This window comes from Brevibacterium sp., from assembly GCF_052105255.1.
In the GTDB taxonomy this organism is placed as follows: Bacteria; Actinomycetota; Actinomycetes; order Actinomycetales; family Brevibacteriaceae; genus Brevibacterium; species Brevibacterium linens_B.
Genome location: NZ_JBQDYQ010000002.1, coordinates 52,217 through 70,833, shown reverse-complemented (window position 1 = coordinate 70,833; position 18,617 = coordinate 52,217). Strand labels below are relative to the sequence as shown.

The following is an 18,617-nucleotide window of genomic DNA, read 5'->3' as shown; positions in this document are numbered from 1 at the left end:
CCGAATCGTTACCGTTTCGAGACCAATAGAACAGACAACTTTTGTTCAGTCTCAATGGATAGGATGATCAGGTGGCTGACAATGAGACAGATCGCAATGAAACCGAGCCGACCGTCGTGCGGACGACGAGTTCGACGGCCCTCTTCTTTATCGTCGGCGGCCTCTGTGCCTTCGGTGTGCTCTCGATCGTGTTCGGCGATTTCACGCTGCGTGGTCTGGCCGCCGCGGGTATCCCGCTGGCCGTCGGCACCTTGGTCTTCGTCTTCTATCGGCATCCCCGCGTCGAGCTGCACCGACAGCAGCTCGTCCTGGTCAACCCTCTGCAGACCGTGACGATCCCGTGGAATCTCGTCGACGGCTTCGAGACACACTTCGGTCTGAGTGTGCGCACTCATGAGAAGAAGTTCGCCTCATGGCCGCTGGCCGGCAAGGGCAAGAAATGGGAGAAGGATGAACAGGGCAGGCGTCAGCTCGTCGAGGACCCGAGCCCGGCCGTCGATGCCGTGCTCGATCGCTATGCGGCGCTCAGCGACGCAGAGCTGGCCAACCCCAGCGGACAGCGTGTCATCGAGACCAGGTGGAACATCGGCATCATCGCCGTCGGTCTGTCAGCCATCGCCTGGGCGCTCATCGGCTTCGCGGCGCTGCCGAGCTGAGGTCACCAGCCGCGTTCACGCCACTCCCCCAGTTTCGGACGTTCCTCACCCAGGGTCGTCGAGTCCCCGTGTCCGGGCAGGACGAGAGTCTCGTCCGGAAGTTCGCCGAAGACCCGCTCCTCGAGGTCGTCCATGAGAGAGGTGAAGTCCTCCGCTGACCAGGTCTTGCCCGGCCCGCCCGGAAACAGCGAATCACCGGAGAACAGGATCGTCTGACCTCCGTCGCTCAGAAGCAGTGCGATCGAGCCGGGAGTGTGCCCGCGCAGTGCGATGGCCTGAAGGACGAATCCGCCGAAGTCCCCGACATCGAGGTGATCGACAGGGTGCGCGATCTCCACTCCTTCCGCCTCGGTGATGGCAGCCGCGTCCGCGGCACCGGCGATCGTCATCGCCTCCGGATAGTTCGCCGAGGTGGCCGGCAGCGCCCGAATATGATCCCAGTGCTGGTGGGTGGTGATGATCGCCCGCAGCGTGGGTTCGGCCTCGGTGTCCTGTGCGCTCAAGCCGATGAGTTCGGTGATCGCCTCGGCGTCATCGGCGGCGTCGATGAGCACCTGGGAACCTGTCTCTTTGGCGGTGAGCAGATAGACGTTGTTCGCCATCTCGGAGACCGCGATAGAGCGGATGATGACGTGCTCGGTTTCGATCGTGTTCATTTCCACGCTCCTCAATCTGTGCTGTATGCTGCGAACTGTTCAGGGACAGGTCACCAGGCTCCGCGGGTGTACTGCGGAGGGTAGGGTCCGGGTTCGACTCCGAGGACGTGGGCGGCGCGCTGCGGCCACGAGGGTTCGCGCAGAGCGGCTCGGGCCATGAAGATCGCATCAGCCTGTCCCGTGCCGAGGATGGTCTCGGCCTGCTTCGGATCGGTGATGAGTCCGACGGCGCCCGTCGGCACCCCTTCGGCACGAATCGCGGCGGCCAGGGACACCTGATAGCCGGGACCGATGGGAATCCGCACCGGGTAGTTGCCGCCCGAGGAGACGTCGATGAGGTCGGCCCCGACCTCCGACAGTGCACGACTGACCTCGGCGGCTTCAGCGACGTCGAATCCGCCCTCGGTCCATTCGCTGGCCGAGAGGCGCACGAACACCGGCACATCGTCACCGACTTCGGCTCGCACGGCCGCATAGACCTCGTGAAGCAGACGGGACCGGCCGGCAAGGTCGCCGCCGTATTCGTCGCTGCGCTGGTTCGACAGCGGCGACAGGAAAGAATGGAGCAGGTAGCCGTGGGCGGCGTGGAGTTCGACGAGGTCGAATCCGGCGTCGATCGAACGGCGGGCCGCAGCTGCGAAGGCGGCGACCACCTCGGCGATGTCGTCCTTCGTCATCTCCACGGGCTCGGCCAGCTGCGGATAGGCGATGGGGCTGGCACCGAATGTGGGCCACCCGCCCTCCGACTCGGGAACGCTGCCCTTCGGTTCTCCTGAGAAGGGTCGATAGGTGCTGGCTTTGCGGCCGGCATGGGCGAGCTGGATGCCGATGACAGAACCCTGCGAATGGACGAAGTCGACGACGGCCGACCATGATTCGGCTTGGTCGTCGTTCCAGATCCCGGCGTCCTGCGGTGAGATTCGGCCTTCGGGGACGACGGCGGAGGCTTCGGTGAGGATGAGCCCGAATCCGCCCTGCGCCCGAGCGCCGAGGTGGACGAGATGCCAGGAGCCGGGCATTCCGTCCTCGGCTTCGCAGGAGTACTGGCACATCGGGGCCAGCCAGATGCGATTGGGAATCTCGGTGCCGCGCAGTGTCAGCGGTTCGAACAGCTCAGTCATGCCACCAGTCTGCCAGTTCCGCCCGAGCTCAGACAGTGATCCCGAATACCGGAACGGCGAGCAGGTACACGGTCGCGGTGATGAGGACGATGCCGATGACATTGAGCCACAGGCCGCCCTTGACCATCTGCGCCACGGTGACATAGCCGGAACCGAAGGCGACCGCGTTCGGCGGGGTGGCGACCGGCAGCATGAAGGCACACGTCGCGGCCAAGGCGACGGGAATCGTCAGCAGCAGCGGGTCGAGGTCGAGTCCCATGGCCACTCCCCCGACGACGGGAACGAACGTCGCCGCCGTCGCAGTGTTCGACGTCAGTTCCGTGAGAAAGAGGATGATGGCAGCGAAGATGGCGACGACGAGGACCGTCGGCAGAACTCCGAGACCACTCGTGGTCTCACCGATCCATTCGGTCAGCCCCGAGTCAGAGAACTGAGCGGAGAGCGCGAGTCCGCCCCCGAAGAGCAGAAGGACTCCCCAGGGCAGCTTCTCCGCGGTGTCCCAGTCGAGGAGCCGCACGCCGCGGTTCGCCCCACCGGGGATGACGAAGAGCAGCAGGCCAACGGCCATGGCGATGCCTTCGTCGCTGATCGGCGGTTCCTCGAAGATCAGAGGCAGCGAGATCCAGCTGACGGCTGCGAGAACGAACATCGCGAGCACGAGCTTCTCACCTGTGGACATCGGGCCGAGTTTGGCCAGTTCCTCACGGATCAGTTCACGTCCGCCGGGAATTTTGTCGATCTCCGGTTTGAACAGCACCTTGACCAGCAAGAACCAGGCGATGGCCATCATCACCACCGACAGCGGCACACCGACGATCATCCACTGGCCGAAGCCGATGGAGATGTCGTGGGTGTCCTTGAGGTAGCCGACGAGGAAGAGGTTGGGAGGAGTGCCGATGATGGTGCCCACCGACCCGATCGATGCTGAATAGGCGATGCCGAGCATGAGGGCGGTGCCGAAGTTCGACTTCACGACCGCGCCGATGCCTGTGTCATCGCCGCCGTCGCTCGGGTCCTCGGCTGCGCCGTCGGTTGCTCGCCCGTCCTTGCTTGGTGCGCCTGCGTCGCCGCCCAGGGCTGTGCCGATGACTTTCGACACGATCATGAGCACCGACATTCCGATCGGCAGCATCATCACCGCAGTCGCCGTATTCGAGACCCACATAGAGATGAACCCAGTGGCGATCATGAATCCGGCGATCATCGGCCCCGGCCTGTCGCCCATGATGCTCAGCGTCACGAGTGCGATGCGGCGGTGCAGATTCCACCGTTGCATGGCAAGGGCGATGAGGAAGCCGCCGAGGAAGAGGAAGATGATCGGGTTGCCGTAGGAGGCGCCGACGGTCTCCATCTCCACGTCCGTGCCGAGCACGGGGAACGCCACGAGCGGGACGAGGGACGTCGCCGCGATCGGCAGCGCTTCTGTCATCCACCAGGCTGCCATGAGCACCGCGACTGCCGCAGTCAGTTTGGCTCCATGACCGACGTCGGCAGGCATGATCGCGTAGATCAGGGCGGAGAAGATGAGGCCGAGCAGGAATCCGGTCCAACGGATTCGGAGGGTGGTACGGCTGATGCCGGGTTCTCGTTCCCCGGGAGAGCGCAGATCGATCTCGGTGGATGTGAACTCAGCGGAATTCGGGCGCGGGGACATTCTCACTCCTCTTCGAGCAGGTGTGCCTGTGCTTTCGCACAGCCTACTCCAGATGTGATCCCGCTACCGGGAGAATCGCCCGCGCTCCGTGAGCGCATGGATGCTTCGCGGCCTTTCGCCGCAGTGGCTCCTACAGCTGGCCGCAGAACTCCTGGATGTGGTCGACAACGATATCGGGGTGTTCGACCATCAGCAGATGAGCTGCGTCCGGGATCGTGACGAAGTGCGCGCCCTCAATCTGCTCGGCCATCGCCGACATCGCCTCCGGGGTGCAGCCGGGATCCTGGGCGCCGGCCATGACCAGTGTCGGGGTGGTGATCGAGCCGAGCTTGCCGCTCACGTCATAGGTCTTCAGCGCCGACGCGGCCGCGATATAGGCCTCGTCGTCGACCAGGGCGAGGTCGGACAGGATGAGGTGCCCGGTGGCGATGTCCTCGCCGAGGAATCCGGCGGCGAACCATCGATCGGCGGTGTCATCGACGAGGCTCTTGGTTCCGTCGGAGCGGACCTCAGCGATACGTTCGTTCCAGGATTCCGCGGTCCCGAACTTCTCCGCCGTCGCACAGGCGACGAGTCCGGTGAGTGTTTCGGGATGGTTGAGTGCCAGGCTCAGTCCGACGGCCCCGGAGATCGAGACTCCGCAGTACGTGAAGGACTCCACCCCGAGTTCGGCGAGGGACTCGACGACACCCGAGGCCAGCTGCTCAACCGTCAGCGGTGGCGCCGCCTCGGCGAGGGAATCCCCGTCGGGAACGGTGTGTCCGGGAAGGTCGGTGAGGTAGATCTGGAAGTCGTCGGCCAGGCGCGCGGCGACGGACGTCCACAAGGGCATACGGGTGCCCAGAGCGTTGCCGAAGACGAGGACGGGGGAACCGGGATTGTCGTTGAAGGCACGGACGGCGATGCGCATGGAGGCTCCTTGAGAACTTCAGGTGCGAGAGGATTTCGACTGGATCGACGGAAATCGACGAACTGGATTCGACGGGGAAGCTGCGTCGGGATCGGTTAGGAGTCTGTCGTTGACAGCCTACCGCCGGAGTACTCGAGATAACAGCTCGGGCACAGCGACTCGTAGGTCACGGAATTGCCGTCGATGGCGACCTGATCGCCGTCGAAGATGAACGCTCCGTCGACGAGACGGCCGTTGAACATCGCCTTGCGACCGCAGCGGCAGATCGTCTTGAGCTCTTCGAGGGTGTGGGCGATCTCGAGCAGCCGCGCTGAACCGGGGAACGCCTTCGTCTGGAAGTCCGTGCGGATTCCGTAGCACATCACCGGCACCGAGGCGGTGGTGGCGATCCGCATGAGCGAATCCACTTGGACGGGGCTGAGGAACTGCGCTTCGTCGATGAGCAGACAGGCGACCGGGATCTTCGGGGCGTCGATGGACTCGATGAGAGCATCGTGGTCGACGTAGTCGGCATGTTCGGCGTAGATCCGCTCGACGTCGCCGTCGGCGGGGATGACGAAGTCGACCTCACGGGTGACGCCCAATCGGGACACGATCTGAGATGCGCCCTTGGTGTCGATCAGCGGCTTGGCCAGCAGCACGCGCTGGCCGCGTTCCTCGTAGTTGAAGGCCGCTTGCAGAAGAGCGGTCGACTTGCCGGAATTCATCGCCCCGTACCGGAAGTAGAGTTTGGCCACTGTCGTCCTCTTTCTGTTGTCCGTGCCGACACAGAAGACTACCGGGTGCCTCCTGGAGATGTGAGCACCATCATCGGGCGGGGCCGCCTACCGAAATGGCCCAGAAGGTAGGATGGAGGGCGATAAACCCCAAGAAGATGCGGAGTGGTCCTTAACTATGGCTAAAATCATTTACACGCGCACGGATGAAGCGCCGCTTCTGGCGACGTATTCGCTCAAACCGATCATCGAAGCCTTCGCCACGTCGGCCGGTGTCGAGGTTGAGACCAGGGACATCTCTCTCGCCGCACGCGTGCTGGCCCAGTTCAACGACCGTCTGCCTCAGGACCAGCAGGTCGGCGACGCACTCGCGGAGCTGGGGGATCTCGCCAAGACCCCCGATGCCAACATCATCAAGCTGCCCAACATCTCGGCTTCCGTCCCGCAGCTGAAGGCGGCGATCACCGAACTGCAGTCCCAGGGCTACGACCTGCCCGCCTACCCGGAAGAGCCTTCGACCGATGAGGAGAAGGACGTCCGGGCACGCTATGACAAGGTCAAGGGTTCGGCCGTCAACCCGGTTCTGCGTGAGGGCAACTCCGACCGTCGTGCTCCGCAGGCCGTGAAGAACTTCGCCAAGGCCCACCCGCATTCGATGGGCGAATGGTCCAAGGACTCGAAGACCCGCGTCGCCACCATGGGCTCGGACGACTTCCGCGACAACGAGAAGTCCGTGATCATCGACGCCGATGACACTCTGTCGATCCGACTGCGCACCACCGCGGGAGAGACGACGGTCCTCAAGGAGTCCCTGCCCGTTCTGGCCGGTGAGATCGTCGATTCGACGAAGATGAATGCCGCCGCCCTCGACGAATTCGTCAAGGACCAGATCGCCGCGGCCAAGGCCGACGGCGTCCTCTTCTCCGTCCACCTCAAGGCCACGATGATGAAGGTCTCCGACCCCATCCTCTTCGGCAAGGTCATCGAGGCATTCTTCCCCGACGTCTTCGCCGAGTACGGTGACGTCCTCGCCGAGGCGGGACTGACCTCCGACAACGGACTGGCCGCCATCCTCGCCGGGCTCGACACCCTGCCTGCCGACGCAGCCGCCGGAGTCAAGGCCGGAATCGAGAAGGGACTGGCCGACGGGCCCGACCTGGCCATGGTCAACTCGCACAAGGGCATCACGAACCTCCACGTGCCCTCCGACGTCATCGTCGATGCCTCTATGCCGGCGATGATCCGCGTCGGCGGCAAGATGTGGAACAAGGATGACCGGACCCAGGACACCCTGGCCGTCATCCCCGACTCCTCCTACGCCGGCGTCTACCAGACCGTCATCGAGGACTGCCAGGCCAAGGGCGCCTTCGACCCGCGGACCATGGGCACCGTGCCCAATGTCGGTCTCATGGCGCAGAAGGCCGAAGAGTACGGCAGCCACGACAAGACCTTCGAGATCCCGGAGGCCGGAACCGTCGAGGTCGTCAACTCCGCCGGCGATGTGCTCATGAGCCACGAGGTCGCTGCCGGTGACATCTGGCGCGCCTGCCAGACGAAGGACATCCCCGTCCGCGACTGGGTCAAGCTTGCCGTCACCCGGGCCCGCCTGTCCGAGACTCCGGCTGTGTTCTGGCTCGACGAGACCCGCGCCCACGACCGCAACATCAAGTCGAAGGTCGAGGAGTACCTGCGTGACCACGACACCGAGGGCCTGGACATCCGCATCATGAACCCGGTGGAGGCCACCCAGTTCTCCATCGACCGCATCCGCGAGGGCAAGGACACCATCTCGGTGACCGGCAACGTCCTCCGCGACTACAACACCGACCTGTTCCCGATCCTCGAGCTCGGCACCTCGGCGAAGATGCTCTCCGTCGTTCCGCTCATCGCGGGCGGCGGACTGTTCGAGACCGGTGCCGGCGGCTCGGCTCCGAAGCACGTTCAGCAGCTCGTCGAGGAGAACCACCTGCGCTGGGACTCCCTCGGTGAGTTCCTCGCCCTGGCAGAGTCCTTCCGTCACGAGTTCAACGTCCACGGAAACGAGCGGGCCGGCGTGCTGGCCGACACCCTTGACGCCGCGACCGGCAAGTTCCTCGAAGAGAACAAGTCGCCGTCGCGCAAGGTCGGCGAGATCGACAACCGCGGCAGCCATTTCTACCTCACTCTGTACTGGGCGCAGCAGCTGGCCGAGCAGACCGCGGACGAAGCTCTGGCCGAGGCCATCGCACCGGTGGCGAAGGCACTGGCTGAGAAGGAGGACGCCATCGTGACCGAGCTCCTCGAGGTTCAGGGCAGCCCGGTCGACCTGGGCGGCTACTACTACCCGAACGATGCGAAGACCGAAGCCGTCATGCGCCCTTCGGCCACGCTCAATGAGATCATCTCCTCGCTGAGCAAGACCGTCTGATCGACTGGACGAGTCATCGGGTGATCATCTGATCGTCCGATAGGAACGACAGAACGAGTCCCGGCAGTCATCTGCCGGGGCTCGTTCTGTCGTTCCTGAACTCTCCTTCTCTGTTCCTGACCTCACCGCCCTATCAGCAGTTATGATGGGGCGCATGAGCACTCAAGACCCGCGTGGCGATTCGCAGACGCCCGAAGAGCTCCTGGCCGAAACCGATTCAGTCCTCGGCAGTGATACTCCCTCGACGGGCGAGACCGCTGCGGTGGATAAGACTCGGGAGATGTCCCCGCACGAGCAGCATGAACAGACGCAGCCTCCGGCGGGACACACCGGTGAGCTGCCGTCGACGAAGGCGGGGTCAGGAATGTCGGCGGGCATGTGGATCTCCCTCATCCTCGGCGCCGTCATCGTCGTCCTGCTGCTCATCTTCATTCTGCAGAACAACGTTCCGGCCGAGTTCAAGTACTTCGGCTGGCAGTTCGAACTGCCCCTGGGCGTGGCCATGCTCTTCGCTGCGATCGGGGGCATCCTCATCGCCGGGATCATCGGTTCGGTGCGGATCTTCGTCCTGGGCCGCAAACTGAAGAAGATCAACAAGGCCCTGGGCCGCTGATCGATGGCGCACCACCCCAGCTTCACCGAACTGCGCACAGACCTTCCCGTCACCCTCGTCCTCGCCGATACCTCGGCGGAGGCGGCGTGGGCACGCGATGACGATTCCGTGCTCACCGACCAGGAACGCAACTATGCGCAGGAATTCGGCGCCGAGGCGGCCGCCACCTGGTCTGCCGGTCGTGTCGTCCTCCGCCACGTCCTCGGAGCGCATCTGGATCAGGATCCCGCTGCGATCGAGATCCGCCTCGATTCAGCGGGCAAACCGCGTCACGACGAGTGCGAGTTCTCGGTGTCCCGGTCTCGTCGCCTCGTCCTCATCGCCGTCTCCGACGATCCGGTCGGACTCGACATCGAACCGATCCCCGAGCGCGGGGTCGCGCTCGAGGCGATGCAGCTGCTTCACGAAAGAGAACGGGCTGAACTCGACGAGCTTCCCGACGACGACTTCGCTGCCGGTTTCGTCCGCGTGTGGGCGCGGACCGAAGCCTTCCTCAAAGCACTGAGCACCGGCCTGGCTCGCGACCCGGGTCTCGACTACATCGGTGCCGGGCCGCACCCGAACTCACCGCACCCTGATGTCGACATCCACGATCTCGCCGACGGCATTCCGGACGGTCATATCGCGGCCGTCGCGTTCAACCGCTGAGCTCGTCACCCTTCGCAACTGGCGGTCAGGGGTTCTGCGGCTCTTCTTCGCTGAAGGACGGGCCGTTCTCGCCGGTCGTGAAGACCACGGCGATGGCCAACGAGCCTATTCCGACCAGTCCGAAGAGGATCCAGGCCCCAGCAGGGTTGCTGGCAGCGGCGAGGATGAGGCCGACGACAACCGCGACGATGAGAAGGGCGTCGAAGACCATCGGGAACTTCAGATAGCGCCTCTCCCCCTTGGTCACGGCATAGGAGATCTGGGTGGCCGCGCTGAGGAAGAGCAGCACCAGAGCGGTGATGACCAGCCAGCGTGGGGCGAGGAAGAAGTCCTCGAGTCCGCCGAGGAAGATGAAGCCGGCCACGGCCAGTAACAGCTTGATGATGCCGTCGACTGCAAATCCGGAATTCCTCATGACTGAATCCTACTCAAGAGGGTCTTCATCTCTCCCAAGGCCTCCCGCAGCACAGCTGCCTCGACATTCGAATGCGCGATGACCAGACCGTGCCTGACTTCATCGCCGCCGGTCCAGCCGCGGGCCAATGAGGCGACGAGGATGCCGCGCTCGGCCAGCTCACGCAGCAGTGTCGCGGCCTGTTCCTGAGACGTTTCGATGACGAGCGTGCGTCCCTCGTGGACCAGCCCGGGGATCGGACCGACTTCGGACACGACCTCCTCGGCGGCCCGGAGTCTCCGCCGTCCCCGGGAGATGCGACGACGCAGCCCACCGGAGCCGAGGTAGGAGGCGATGGCCATCTGCAGAATCGGCGAGTAAGCCGGCCCGAGTGCCGCGCGCAGGCTCATGAGCTCCTCCGAGATCGGTCCGCGAGCGATGACGTACCCGGTCGATACGGCCGAGGTCAGCAGGGCAGAGAAGGTGCCGATGTGGATGACCTGCGCGCTGCTGCCGGTCGATGAGGCGAGATCGAAGAGGGTCGGCAGCACGGTGCGGGTGAACCGTGCCTCACTGTCGTAGTCGTCCTCGATGAGGAGCGCATCACCCCGCGCCGCCCAGTCGAGCAGGCGGGCACGCTGATCGACCGGCATCGGTGTTCCGTGCGGGAACTGGTGATTCGGTGTCACGACGGCCGCAGCCACATCGGCCTGTGCCGACGAGGAGCCGACCGAGTCCAGGGGTACGAGATGCTGGTCGGTCATCGCCTGACGCAGACCAGGGAAACCGGGATTCTCCACGGCGATGGAGCCGGAGACGCCGACGCTCAGCAGCAGACGCAGACCGTCGCGAGACCCGCTGGTGAGGATGATCTCGTCCGGATCGACGGCCATTCCGCGCGTCAGCCGCAGATAGTCGGCGATCGCCCACCGGGCACGGGGCTGGCCCAAGGGATCGATCGGACCCGGGTCGAGGTCGAGCGATTCCCTCCAGGCCCGCCGAAAGGCCGGTTCGCGCAGGGGATCGTCACCGCCGAACCCCGGGCGCAGATCGACATAGTTGCGCAGGCGCCGCCTCGGCGAGTCCGGAACTCGATGCCTGGGACCCACCGTCGTCGAGGCGGCGGGCAGGTCGGGATTGATCCGCGTGGCCGATCGTTCGGCGGCGATGAGGAACCCCTCCACAGCGAGCTGCGCATACGCTGTCTCCACACTGCCGCGAGAGATTCCGAGATGCTTGGCCAACCGACGGCTCGACGGCACCGCATCCCCGGGCCGCAGAGTCCCGTTCGAGATCAGACGCCGCAGCTCCTGAGTGACCTGGTCAGGCAGCGGAGCCGGCAGACTCTTGTCGACGATTACCGGCAGAGCGATGCCCTCTGCCTGAGTGCCGTCCTGTGACTTCGTGACCATGAGTCGATGATAGGGCGACCTTTTGATTCTGGCCTAAAATACTTCCATGTTTCTGGCTCTCTTGTTGTGCCACTCATCGGTTTAGGCTGGTCGGGAACGGCCGTTCACCCCCGAAGAATCACGATCCCTCCGACTCCCTGGCAGCAGACAGATAACGCTCTGGCCTGCTCCCTGCGTCAACCCGGATCGGCTCCGCGACAGTGAATGGATCTACACCACAATGACCGAAACACAGACCCTGCTCAACACCGGACTGGCTCAGATGCTCAAGGGCGGCGTCATCATGGACGTCGTCAACGAAGAGCAGGCACGCATCGCCGAGGCGGCGGGAGCCTCCGCCGTGATGGCACTCGAACGCGTCCCCGCCGACATCCGCGCACAGGGTGGGGTCGCTCGGATGAGCGACCCTGACCTCATCGACTCGATCATCGGCGCCGTATCCATCCCGGTGATGGCCAAGGCCCGCATCGGACACTTCGTCGAGGCCCAGATACTTGAGACCCTCGGTGTCGACTACATCGACGAATCCGAGGTCCTCTCCCCTGCCGACTATGTCAACCACATCGATAAGTCCGTCTTCACAGTGCCGTTCGTCTGTGGTGCGACCAACCTCGGTGAGGCACTGCGCCGCATCCAGGAGGGCGCATCGATGATCCGTTCGAAAGGCGAAGCGGGCACCGGCGACGTCTCGGAGGCGATGCGCCACCTGCGTACCATCAACTCCGAGATCCGTGCGCTGGGGGCGAAGAGCGAAGACGAGCTCTACGTCGCAGCCAAGGAGATCGCCGCTCCGTACCATCTGGTCAAGCAGGTCGCCAGCCTCGGCCGTCTGCCGGTCGTGACCTTCGTCGCCGGCGGCATCGCCACCCCGGCAGATGCGGCGATGATGATGCAGCTCGGTGCCGACGGCGTCTTCGTCGGCTCCGGCATCTTCAAGTCCGGCAACCCGGAGGCCCGTGCGAAGGCCATCGTCGAGGCGACCACGCACTTCGACGACTCGGACGCAGTGGCCAGGGCCTCACGTGGGCTCGGCGATGCGATGGTCGGCATCAACGTCGCCGATGTCCCCGCACCGCACCGCCTGGCCGAGCGCGGCTGGTGAGAGTCGGCGTCCTCGCCCTCCAGGGAGCCTTCCGTGAGCATCTGCTCATGCTCGGCTCCCTGGGGGTCGACACCCTCAAGGTCACCAAGTCCGAACACCTCGCCGGCCTCGATGCGCTGACTCTGCCCGGCGGAGAGTCCACGGCCATGGTGCGCATCGCCGCCGGCACGGATCTTTTCGCGAAACTGCGCGAACGCATGTCAGGCGGTCTGCCGGTCTTCGGCACGTGTGCTGGGCTCATTCTCCTGGCCGACCGGCTCAGCGACGATTCGCTGGGCGGATACGACCGCCTCGGCGGCCTGGATGTCACCGTGGCCCGTAACGCCTACGGTCGACAACGCGAGTCCTTCACCGCTCCGCTGGCTGTACGTGGGCTGGACGAACCGGTCGAGGGCACATTCATTCGGGCCCCGCAGATCCTCGAACTCGGGCCCGACACCGAGGTGCTCGCCCGTCATGACGATGTGCCCGTCCTCGTTCGGCAGGGTTCGGTGTGGGGAGCCAGCTTCCATCCTGAGCTGGGCACGGACCTGCGGATCCATGCAGAATTCCTCCATCACCTCGGTGCTGCTGTGTAAATTCCTCAACTCCGACGAGGGAAAAGCCGATCTCGAAGGCTTCGGCGGGGCGTCGAAGGCCACCGTCGGCGTCATCCTGCGCAAGATCTCCGAACTCGCGGCCCAGGGCGGCGACGTGTTTTTCGGCGAACCGGAATTCGACACCGCTGATCTGCTGCGCACCGACGACAACGGTGCCGGAATCGTCTCTGTGCTCGAACTGCAGAAACTCAGTCAGTCGCCGGCCCTGTTCTCCACGTTCATCATGTGGCTGCTGGCCGACCTGTTCCAGGACCTGCCGGAGGTCGGCGACCCGGACAAGCCCTCGCTTGTGTTCTTCTTCGACGAAGCCCACCTGCTCTTCGCCGGCCCGTCGAAGGCCTTCCTCCAGTCGGTGACGCAGACCGTGCGGCTCATCCGCTCGAAGGGCGTCGGCATCCGGGAAGAAGTCGGCGAAGAAGGACGACGAGAACCTGTTTTCCCAGGTGGTGAAGTCCTCGGCGTTCAAACAGTTCACAAGGACCGCGGCACGCGAGATCGCACGCGGAATCTTCGGCACCTCACGACGCCGGCGCTGATACCCGCAGTGTCTTCTCGCCGGCGCTCACCCGCAGTTCCAGGCAGTCGCCGATGAGGTCTCCGTCGAGTTGTGCCGGTACCGGTGACTCGACGGTGACCGTCGTCTCGGTCGTGCGGCGATAGTTCATGAGCGGGTGGGTGTCCGGTCTGCCCTGCAGGCATGCCGCGGCGATTCCTGCCCAGGGTCGGCACCGCGCCATGGGTGAGTGCGGGAACGGACCGACGGTGAGCATGGAGAAGGTCTGAGCACCGATCCGCGCTTCGGGGAACACGGCGATGGGTCCTGCAGGCCGGGTCACCTTCGAGACCATCACCGACCACACCTGTCCCGAGGCGATTCCTTCCTCTGCGCCAGCGGTTCCCTCCCGTGTGCTTGCGGTGTCTGCCGTGCTCGCGGTGAAATCTGCGGCGAAGAGGGCCCGCGCGGCTCCCCACGCATAGCCGAGCAGCCCGAGCGAGGCATGGTGGTGGGCGACGGCCCGGGCGTCTCCCCCGATTCCTGCGAGACTGATGAACTCGGTGCGATGTCGAGCGCAATCAGCCGTCTGGAAATCGGCAGTATTGATCGGAACGTTCCGGAGGTTCGGCGGATCGCCGGCACGGATGATCGATGCGATCGTGCGCATGCAATGGTCGATGGCGTGCCGGGAGGATCGGAGGCCGATATGGCGGCTGAGCACGTTCGCGGTCCCGGTCGGGACGAGGAATGTGGGAGTCCCTGCCTCGGCGAGCACCGCCGCCGTCGCTCGGATGGTGCCGTCACCACCGAGGAGGATGACGGTGTCGGCTCCCCACGCGATGAGCTGTTCGGCCTGCCACCGACCGGAGCGTTCGACGCTGGTGGTCATGCTTCGGTACTGTGCGCCGACATTGCGCAGTTCCGGCACGAGCTCGGCATACGCCCGCAGGGTCGCCGGGTGTTTGGGGTTGAGGATGATCCCGACGGCGATGCTCTTCGGTCTCGATCCCGGTCGGTCAGCCGCGGCCATCTGGCCGGCCAACGGTGTGCGTGTCGAGTGGAGTTCGTCCATCGTCGGTCGTCTCTGCGTTCTCAGACGAAGGCCGGATGTGTTGCACTCACCGAGTCGACAGCCTCCAGGTCAACTCTCTCCCCTGGGAATGTGTCGACAATGACTCGCGGACCGGTCTTGCGGGGTGATCGCTTCCACGTGGCGCGCGCACGCGTGCCGGTCAGAACTGTGTTCTTGAACATTCCGTTGCCTCCGGGAACAACGAGTCTTTCGTGGGCAGGGTCGACAGTGGCGCTGCGATCCTTGTACCCGAGGATGATCTCGTCGAATCCCGGCAGCAACATGGTCTCCTGCGCCGCAGTCTCCCATTCGGCCAGCCGGTCCTCCAGATCCGGTGCGTGCGCGTAGTCGGTGCCGTCGATGTCGGAGCTCACAATCTCACCGGCAACGATTCCGGCCTGAATGGCCCTTCTCATCCTCGTCTTCGGCAGTCCCGTCCAGCGTGTCGCGTCGTCGACCGTGACCGGGCCGTGGCTGGTGACGAAGCGTCTCATCCATTCGCGGTCGGCCGCCTCGGCGTCCAGGTCTGTGGGTGTGGGCACCCAATCGGCGGTGAGCACGTATTTCATGTCGTCCTTGCCCTCGATCATGGGGGCTTGGACGATGATGTTCTGCAGCGCCAGGGACGTGATGAGGTACCGGGCGTGGCCGTATTCGTCTCCGGCGCCGATGGGAGCGAATGCGTCGAGCAGTTCGTCGCGCGTCAGCGGTCCCCGATCCCGGATGGCCGCTGTGGCGAGTTCCGCCGCCTGATCGAGCATCGCGTCGGTGATGCCGAAGTGCTCACGCCGCTTGGCCGTGGATTTCATGGTCCGTGCCCCGGTCAGGCCGAGGATCCATCCGATGTCCTTGGCCGTGGTCAGGTGGATGGTGCCGCGTTGGGTCCAGGAACGCACGATCTCTCCCGAATCGATGGCGGCTCGGACGGCAGCCACACCGTCAGTGACATCCGGTCCTGAGCGCAGGGCGACGGAGGCCAGTGCTCCCCCGAGGGCTTGGGCTTGAACGCAGCCGAGATGCTCGACGACGGCTCCGGCAGGTGAGAGTTCGGATCCTGTCGGTGACTGAGGTGGAGGTCCGATGAGTCCCTGCGAGATCAGCCGGGCTGCCGAGATCTGATGTGCGTCCATGGTCCAACGTTAGTGCACGCCGGTGACATGGCGGTTGCGAAAAGACGTCAAACCGGGGATGCAGGACGGTGATCGCAAAGTCGAACAGGTCAGCCCATGATGTCGATGAGTCCGGGCACCCGCACGCGCGGCAGGCTGCCCGAGGTGGCGAACTCTCCCCAGATCCGGCGCAGCTCGGGACCGGCGATATCAGTGGTCGCACCGTAGTCGAGGAAGGAGTCGTGCCAGATCTCGCCGGGGAAGATCAGCGGCAGGTCTCCGGAGTGGGCGGCGTCGAAGAAGCTGCCGTCCCCGCGGGAGACGATGAGCAGGCGGGCGCCCTGACCGCCGGACATCCGGTGGCGGTCATAGAATTCGCGTCCGGCCCGGGTATAGACCGCCGCCGTGACGCCGGAGATAAGGGATTCGAGCATCGGGGAGGTCAGCGGGCGGTCGTGGAGGCGACGCAGCGCGGGAACGAAGCCGGCGAAGAAGGCGATTTCGCGTTCCGTGCGGGTCATGAGCACGTCGAATTTCGGGGCGACTGCGGCCCAGGCCTCGGCTGCCTTCGTTCGTGATGGCAGCGGGTACCGGCCGTAGCGGACTCCGAAGCACATTCCGGCGTGCAGGCCACCGACGAGGGCGGCCTTGTGCACTTCCTCCTGCGCTCTGAGAATGTCATCGATGCTGGCTGCCGGGTCGATCTTCTGGGCGACTTTCCCCATCGCCCAGTTCATTGCATCCGTGCCGCCGGCCAGTCCCAAGGGAGCTGAGGCCATGAGCACCCGGCGGAAGAGCCCTGCGGTGCCGTCGGCGATCATGAGGTGAGCGCAGGCGTCTGCTCCGGCGCTCTGTCCGGCGACCGTGACATTGTCCGGGTTACCTCCGAAGGCGGAGATGTTCCTCTGCACCCAGCGCAGGGCGGAGATCTGATCGAGGACTCCGAGGTTGAGGTGTTCGTCTCGCCCGGTTCCGAGGTATCCGAGGACTCCGAGGCGGTAGGTCACGGAGACGACGATGATGTTCTGTTCGGCGGCCAGGGCGTGCGGATCGTAGATCTCCGCGTCTCCGGCACCGGCGACGTAGGCTCCGCCGTGGATCCAGACGAGGACGGGAAGTCCCGCCTCGGTGGCGGAGCCCTTCGGCATGGTCACGCTCACGCGCAGACAGTCTTCGCTGATGGGAAGCCCACCGAGTTGGTCGAAGGTCATTCCGGCGTTCGGGTCGCGGCGCAGCTGCGGGCTGGCCGGGCCCGGTTGACCGCCGTCGATGACGTCGACCGGAGGTTCATCGACGGGAGGGAGGAAACGACCTGCGCGGGCATAGCGGATGCCTCGTGCACGGATCACATCTTCGCTGACATATGCGCGCACGCGCCCGCACGGGGCCGCGATGTCCCGTGTCTCCTCCATACGGTCAGCTTACTTGCTGGGTTCGACCGGAGGCTCGGCCGACCAGGGGAAGACGATCCACTGATCGGTGCGCTTCCACACGAAGTCCGGGTCGATGATCGACGCGGACTTCGCATAGATGACGGCCGACTGGGCTTCCGCGCCGTGTTTGCGCAGCAGTTCGAGGACGAGAGCCAGGGTGCGTCCGGAGTCGGCGACGTCGTCGACGACGAGCAGCTTCTTGCCCTTGATCGCTTCGATGTCGAGCATCGGGGCGAGCAGGATCGGGTCGGGCAGGGTCTCGTGGACGTCGGTGTAAAACTCGACGTTGATGGCGTCGGAGAGCTTGAGCCCCAGCGCATAGGCCAGTGCTCCGGCGGGCAGCAGTCCACCGCGGGCCACGGCGATGACGATCTCGGGATCGTAGTCGGAATCCGCGATGGTCTGCGCCATTTCCCGCGCCGACCGGCCGAACATGTCCCAGCTGAGAATCTCTTTTTCGTCGAGATCGGTCGAATCGGCGTGGTAGGCCATGGATGCTCCTCGTGTCTGCCCGTTTGTGGTTCGAGCTTCAAGGATACGCCGTCGCCGGTTCAGCGCAGAAATACCTCGAACCCGGCCATTTCCTGGGCTTGTGAGCCGGTATGAGCCGGCGGGTTCGGGTTGACCCAGTATTCGCCGGTGTGGGCATTGCGTTCGAGCAGCCGGTAGTCGATGAGTTCACGCCGCAGCAGGGCGAAGTCCGGATGGAAATCACTGAGGATGGCATTGAGCCGTTTCTCGTCGTAGACCCGATCCGGTTCAAGGGCGGCGAGGACTTCGAGGAGGACGAGCACGAGGGCGCGGCGTTTCGTCGGAACGGCAACGAGGCGGCCGTCGGGCATGAACGTTCTCAGTGTCTTCGCTCGAAACCGCGCGATCTCCGGGTCGATGACGGATTCGGTGCGGGAACCTCTGTCGGATCCTGGCCCCTGGTTCGCGGCGACCAGCGCGGTGCGGGCCGTGGTGTAATTCTCACCGGTTTCGGTCATCCGCGTGCGAACGAGCTTCTTGAAATCCTTGTCCTTGGTCATGGTGTCACTTCCTGTGGCGACCAAGTCTCCCCCAGCACGAAACCTGGTCAGGAAATCACCGTGCCGGTTTCGTCCGAGGATTCTCTCCCCTTCGCCATGCGGTCGGTGTGCTGGGAACACGACCTCGGCTGGGCGTTGGATGCGCCGAACACCAGTATAGACACAGTGGTCGGTGGTCGAAGCGGATGCCGGTTGTCAGCTCTCGAGCGCTTCGACGTACATCCACCGTCCGGCTCGGCGGACGAAGGAGGAGTTCTCTTCGAGGACATGATCGCCGAGGTGGTCCCGGAATCGCGCACGGAAGTGCACGGTGCCGGTGGCATCATCGATTCCCCCACCCGTCGTGGACATGATTTCGAGGCCGAGCCATGTGGTCGCGTCATCGACGCCGACATCGTCGGGTCGGTTTTTGGCGTGCCAGGTGCGGAAGAGGTGGTCTTCGTTGCCGCGGACGAAGGCGGTGTAGCGGGAGCGCATGAGCGCCTCGGCGGTGGTGGGCCACGTTTCGCCGTCGAGGGCTGGTCGGCAGCAGTCGTCGTAGTCGGTACCCGGAGGCATTCCGGAGCAGGGGCAGGTCATCTGTCGATG

General features: G+C 64.7%; 19 protein-coding genes and 1 pseudogene. 7 read left to right on the top strand and 13 right to left on the bottom strand.

Annotated features, from left to right (window positions below; all coding sequences use genetic code 11):
* Positions 1–71 precede the first annotated feature (71 nt).
* The gene (locus tag ACTIIH_RS01120; RefSeq protein WP_441450110.1) at positions 72–656 is read left to right on the top strand and encodes a hypothetical protein; all 585 of its coding nucleotides are present in this window, start codon (positions 72–74) and stop codon (positions 654–656) included.
* 2 nt (positions 657–658) lie between these two features.
* Here the strand turns inward: ACTIIH_RS01120 and ACTIIH_RS01115 are convergent, their stop codons facing one another.
* From ACTIIH_RS01115 to ACTIIH_RS01095, 5 genes are all read right to left on the bottom strand, one after another.
* Positions 659–1,312: an MBL fold metallo-hydrolase gene (locus tag ACTIIH_RS01115; protein ID WP_101553883.1), complete on the bottom strand. Its 654-nt coding sequence runs from the start codon at positions 1,310–1,312 to the stop codon at positions 659–661.
* A 50-nt stretch (positions 1,313–1,362) separates the two neighbouring features.
* Positions 1,363–2,433, bottom strand: a complete 1,071-nt coding sequence (locus tag ACTIIH_RS01110; RefSeq protein ID WP_441450109.1) for an NADH:flavin oxidoreductase/NADH oxidase — start codon at positions 2,431–2,433, stop codon at positions 1,363–1,365.
* 28 nt (positions 2,434–2,461) lie between these two features.
* Positions 2,462–4,087 carry an SLC13 family permease gene (locus ACTIIH_RS01105; RefSeq protein WP_441450108.1) on the bottom strand — a complete coding sequence of 542 codons (1,626 nt, stop codon included), beginning with the start codon at positions 4,085–4,087 and terminating at the stop codon, positions 2,462–2,464.
* A 130-nt stretch (positions 4,088–4,217) separates the two neighbouring features.
* A complete protein-coding gene (locus ACTIIH_RS01100; protein WP_441450107.1) occupies positions 4,218–4,997 on the bottom strand; it encodes an alpha/beta fold hydrolase in 780 nt (259 codons plus the stop codon).
* Between the two features lie 95 nt (positions 4,998–5,092).
* Positions 5,093–5,734, bottom strand: coding sequence for a thymidine kinase (locus ACTIIH_RS01095; protein WP_173153758.1), 642 nt, complete (start codon positions 5,732–5,734; stop codon positions 5,093–5,095).
* A 157-nt stretch (positions 5,735–5,891) separates the two neighbouring features.
* On the opposite strand from ACTIIH_RS01095, the gene ACTIIH_RS01090 reads away from it, so the two are divergent.
* The 3 genes from ACTIIH_RS01090 (at position 5,892) to ACTIIH_RS01080 (ending at position 9,381) form a co-directional block, all read left to right on the top strand.
* A complete protein-coding gene (locus ACTIIH_RS01090; RefSeq protein ID WP_441450106.1) occupies positions 5,892–8,120 on the top strand; it encodes an NADP-dependent isocitrate dehydrogenase in 2,229 nt (742 codons plus the stop codon).
* Between the two features lie 154 nt (positions 8,121–8,274).
* Positions 8,275–8,733 (top strand): LapA family protein, encoded by a 459-nt coding sequence (locus tag ACTIIH_RS01085; RefSeq protein ID WP_441090478.1) that lies wholly within the window; start codon positions 8,275–8,277, stop codon positions 8,731–8,733.
* A 3-nt stretch (positions 8,734–8,736) separates the two neighbouring features.
* Positions 8,737–9,381, top strand: a complete 645-nt coding sequence (locus ACTIIH_RS01080) for a 4'-phosphopantetheinyl transferase family protein (protein WP_441450105.1) — start codon at positions 8,737–8,739, stop codon at positions 9,379–9,381.
* Positions 9,382–9,406: 25 nt separating this feature from the next.
* Here the strand turns inward: ACTIIH_RS01080 and ACTIIH_RS01075 are convergent, their stop codons facing one another.
* Positions 9,407–9,796: a hypothetical protein gene (locus ACTIIH_RS01075; RefSeq protein ID WP_441450104.1), complete on the bottom strand. Its 390-nt coding sequence runs from the start codon at positions 9,794–9,796 to the stop codon at positions 9,407–9,409.
* Entirely contained in the window at positions 9,793–11,187 is a 1,395-nt protein-coding gene (gene pdxR / locus ACTIIH_RS01070; RefSeq protein WP_441450103.1) for a MocR-like pyridoxine biosynthesis transcription factor PdxR, read from the bottom strand. Before pdxR ends, ACTIIH_RS01075 begins: the two co-directional genes overlap by 4 nt.
* A gap of 220 nt (positions 11,188–11,407) precedes the next feature.
* Here pdxR and pdxS point away from each other — a divergent pair, with 220 nt between their 5' ends.
* The 3 genes and pseudogenes from pdxS to ACTIIH_RS01055 form a co-directional block, all read left to right on the top strand.
* Complete coding sequence (pdxS, locus tag ACTIIH_RS01065) at positions 11,408–12,289, top strand: pyridoxal 5'-phosphate synthase lyase subunit PdxS (RefSeq protein ID WP_441450102.1); 882 nt, start codon at positions 11,408–11,410, stop codon at positions 12,287–12,289.
* Entirely contained in the window at positions 12,286–12,867 is a 582-nt protein-coding gene (gene pdxT, locus ACTIIH_RS01060; protein ID WP_441450101.1) for a pyridoxal 5'-phosphate synthase glutaminase subunit PdxT, read from the top strand. Before pdxS ends, pdxT begins: the two co-directional genes overlap by 4 nt.
* Positions 12,866–13,285 (top strand): annotated as a pseudogene (locus tag ACTIIH_RS01055) (helicase HerA-like domain-containing protein); the annotation flags it as partial. The gene pdxT and the pseudogene ACTIIH_RS01055, both read left to right, overlap by 2 nt.
* 121 nt (positions 13,286–13,406) lie before the next feature.
* On the opposite strand, the gene ACTIIH_RS01050 reads toward ACTIIH_RS01055, so the two are convergent.
* The 6 genes from ACTIIH_RS01050 to ACTIIH_RS01025 form a co-directional block, all read right to left on the bottom strand.
* Positions 13,407–14,456, bottom strand: coding sequence for a diacylglycerol/lipid kinase family protein (locus tag ACTIIH_RS01050; RefSeq protein ID WP_441450100.1), 1,050 nt, complete (start codon positions 14,454–14,456; stop codon positions 13,407–13,409).
* Positions 14,457–14,476: 20 nt separating this feature from the next.
* Positions 14,477–15,586 (bottom strand): winged helix DNA-binding domain-containing protein, encoded by a 1,110-nt coding sequence (locus ACTIIH_RS01045; RefSeq protein WP_441450099.1) that lies wholly within the window; start codon positions 15,584–15,586, stop codon positions 14,477–14,479.
* A gap of 89 nt (positions 15,587–15,675) precedes the next feature.
* Positions 15,676–16,977, bottom strand: coding sequence for a carboxylesterase family protein (locus tag ACTIIH_RS01040; RefSeq protein WP_441450098.1), 1,302 nt, complete (start codon positions 16,975–16,977; stop codon positions 15,676–15,678).
* Positions 16,978–16,986: 9 nt separating this feature from the next.
* Complete coding sequence (locus ACTIIH_RS01035) at positions 16,987–17,490, bottom strand: phosphoribosyltransferase (protein ID WP_025778180.1); 504 nt, start codon at positions 17,488–17,490, stop codon at positions 16,987–16,989.
* A 59-nt stretch (positions 17,491–17,549) separates the two neighbouring features.
* Positions 17,550–18,029, bottom strand: coding sequence for a DUF2087 domain-containing protein (locus tag ACTIIH_RS01030; RefSeq protein WP_441450097.1), 480 nt, complete (start codon positions 18,027–18,029; stop codon positions 17,550–17,552).
* A gap of 195 nt (positions 18,030–18,224) precedes the next feature.
* Positions 18,225–18,608 carry a YchJ family protein gene (locus tag ACTIIH_RS01025; protein ID WP_441450096.1) on the bottom strand — a complete coding sequence of 128 codons (384 nt, stop codon included), beginning with the start codon at positions 18,606–18,608 and terminating at the stop codon, positions 18,225–18,227.
* Positions 18,609–18,617: the final 9 nt, after the last annotated feature.

Coding starts and splice junctions, on each gene's coding strand:
- ACTIIH_RS01115 (WP_101553883.1), bottom strand. CDS start 1,312: ATGAACACGATCGAAACCGAGCACGTCATCATCCGCTCTATCGCGGTC.
- ACTIIH_RS01110 (WP_441450109.1), bottom strand. CDS start 2,433: ATGACTGAGCTGTTCGAACCGCTGACACTGCGCGGCACCGAGATTCCC.
- ACTIIH_RS01105 (WP_441450108.1), bottom strand. CDS start 4,087: ATGTCCCCGCGCCCGAATTCCGCTGAGTTCACATCCACCGAGATCGAT.
- ACTIIH_RS01100 (WP_441450107.1), bottom strand. CDS start 4,997: ATGCGCATCGCCGTCCGTGCCTTCAACGACAATCCCGGTTCCCCCGTC.
- ACTIIH_RS01090 (WP_441450106.1), top strand. CDS start 5,892: ATGGCTAAAATCATTTACACGCGCACGGATGAAGCGCCGCTTCTGGCG.
- ACTIIH_RS01085 (WP_441090478.1), top strand. CDS start 8,275: ATGAGCACTCAAGACCCGCGTGGCGATTCGCAGACGCCCGAAGAGCTC.
- ACTIIH_RS01080 (WP_441450105.1), top strand. CDS start 8,737: ATGGCGCACCACCCCAGCTTCACCGAACTGCGCACAGACCTTCCCGTC.
- ACTIIH_RS01075 (WP_441450104.1), bottom strand. CDS start 9,796: ATGAGGAATTCCGGATTTGCAGTCGACGGCATCATCAAGCTGTTACTG.
- pdxR (WP_441450103.1), bottom strand. CDS start 11,187: ATGGTCACGAAGTCACAGGACGGCACTCAGGCAGAGGGCATCGCTCTG.
- pdxS (WP_441450102.1), top strand. CDS start 11,408: ATGACCGAAACACAGACCCTGCTCAACACCGGACTGGCTCAGATGCTC.
- ACTIIH_RS01050 (WP_441450100.1), bottom strand. CDS start 14,456: ATGGACGAACTCCACTCGACACGCACACCGTTGGCCGGCCAGATGGCC.
- ACTIIH_RS01045 (WP_441450099.1), bottom strand. CDS start 15,586: ATGGACGCACATCAGATCTCGGCAGCCCGGCTGATCTCGCAGGGACTC.
- ACTIIH_RS01040 (WP_441450098.1), bottom strand. CDS start 16,977: ATGGAGGAGACACGGGACATCGCGGCCCCGTGCGGGCGCGTGCGCGCA.
- ACTIIH_RS01035 (WP_025778180.1), bottom strand. CDS start 17,490: ATGGCCTACCACGCCGATTCGACCGATCTCGACGAAAAAGAGATTCTC.
- ACTIIH_RS01030 (WP_441450097.1), bottom strand. CDS start 18,029: ATGACCAAGGACAAGGATTTCAAGAAGCTCGTTCGCACGCGGATGACC.
- ACTIIH_RS01025 (WP_441450096.1), bottom strand. CDS start 18,608: ATGACCTGCCCCTGCTCCGGAATGCCTCCGGGTACCGACTACGACGAC.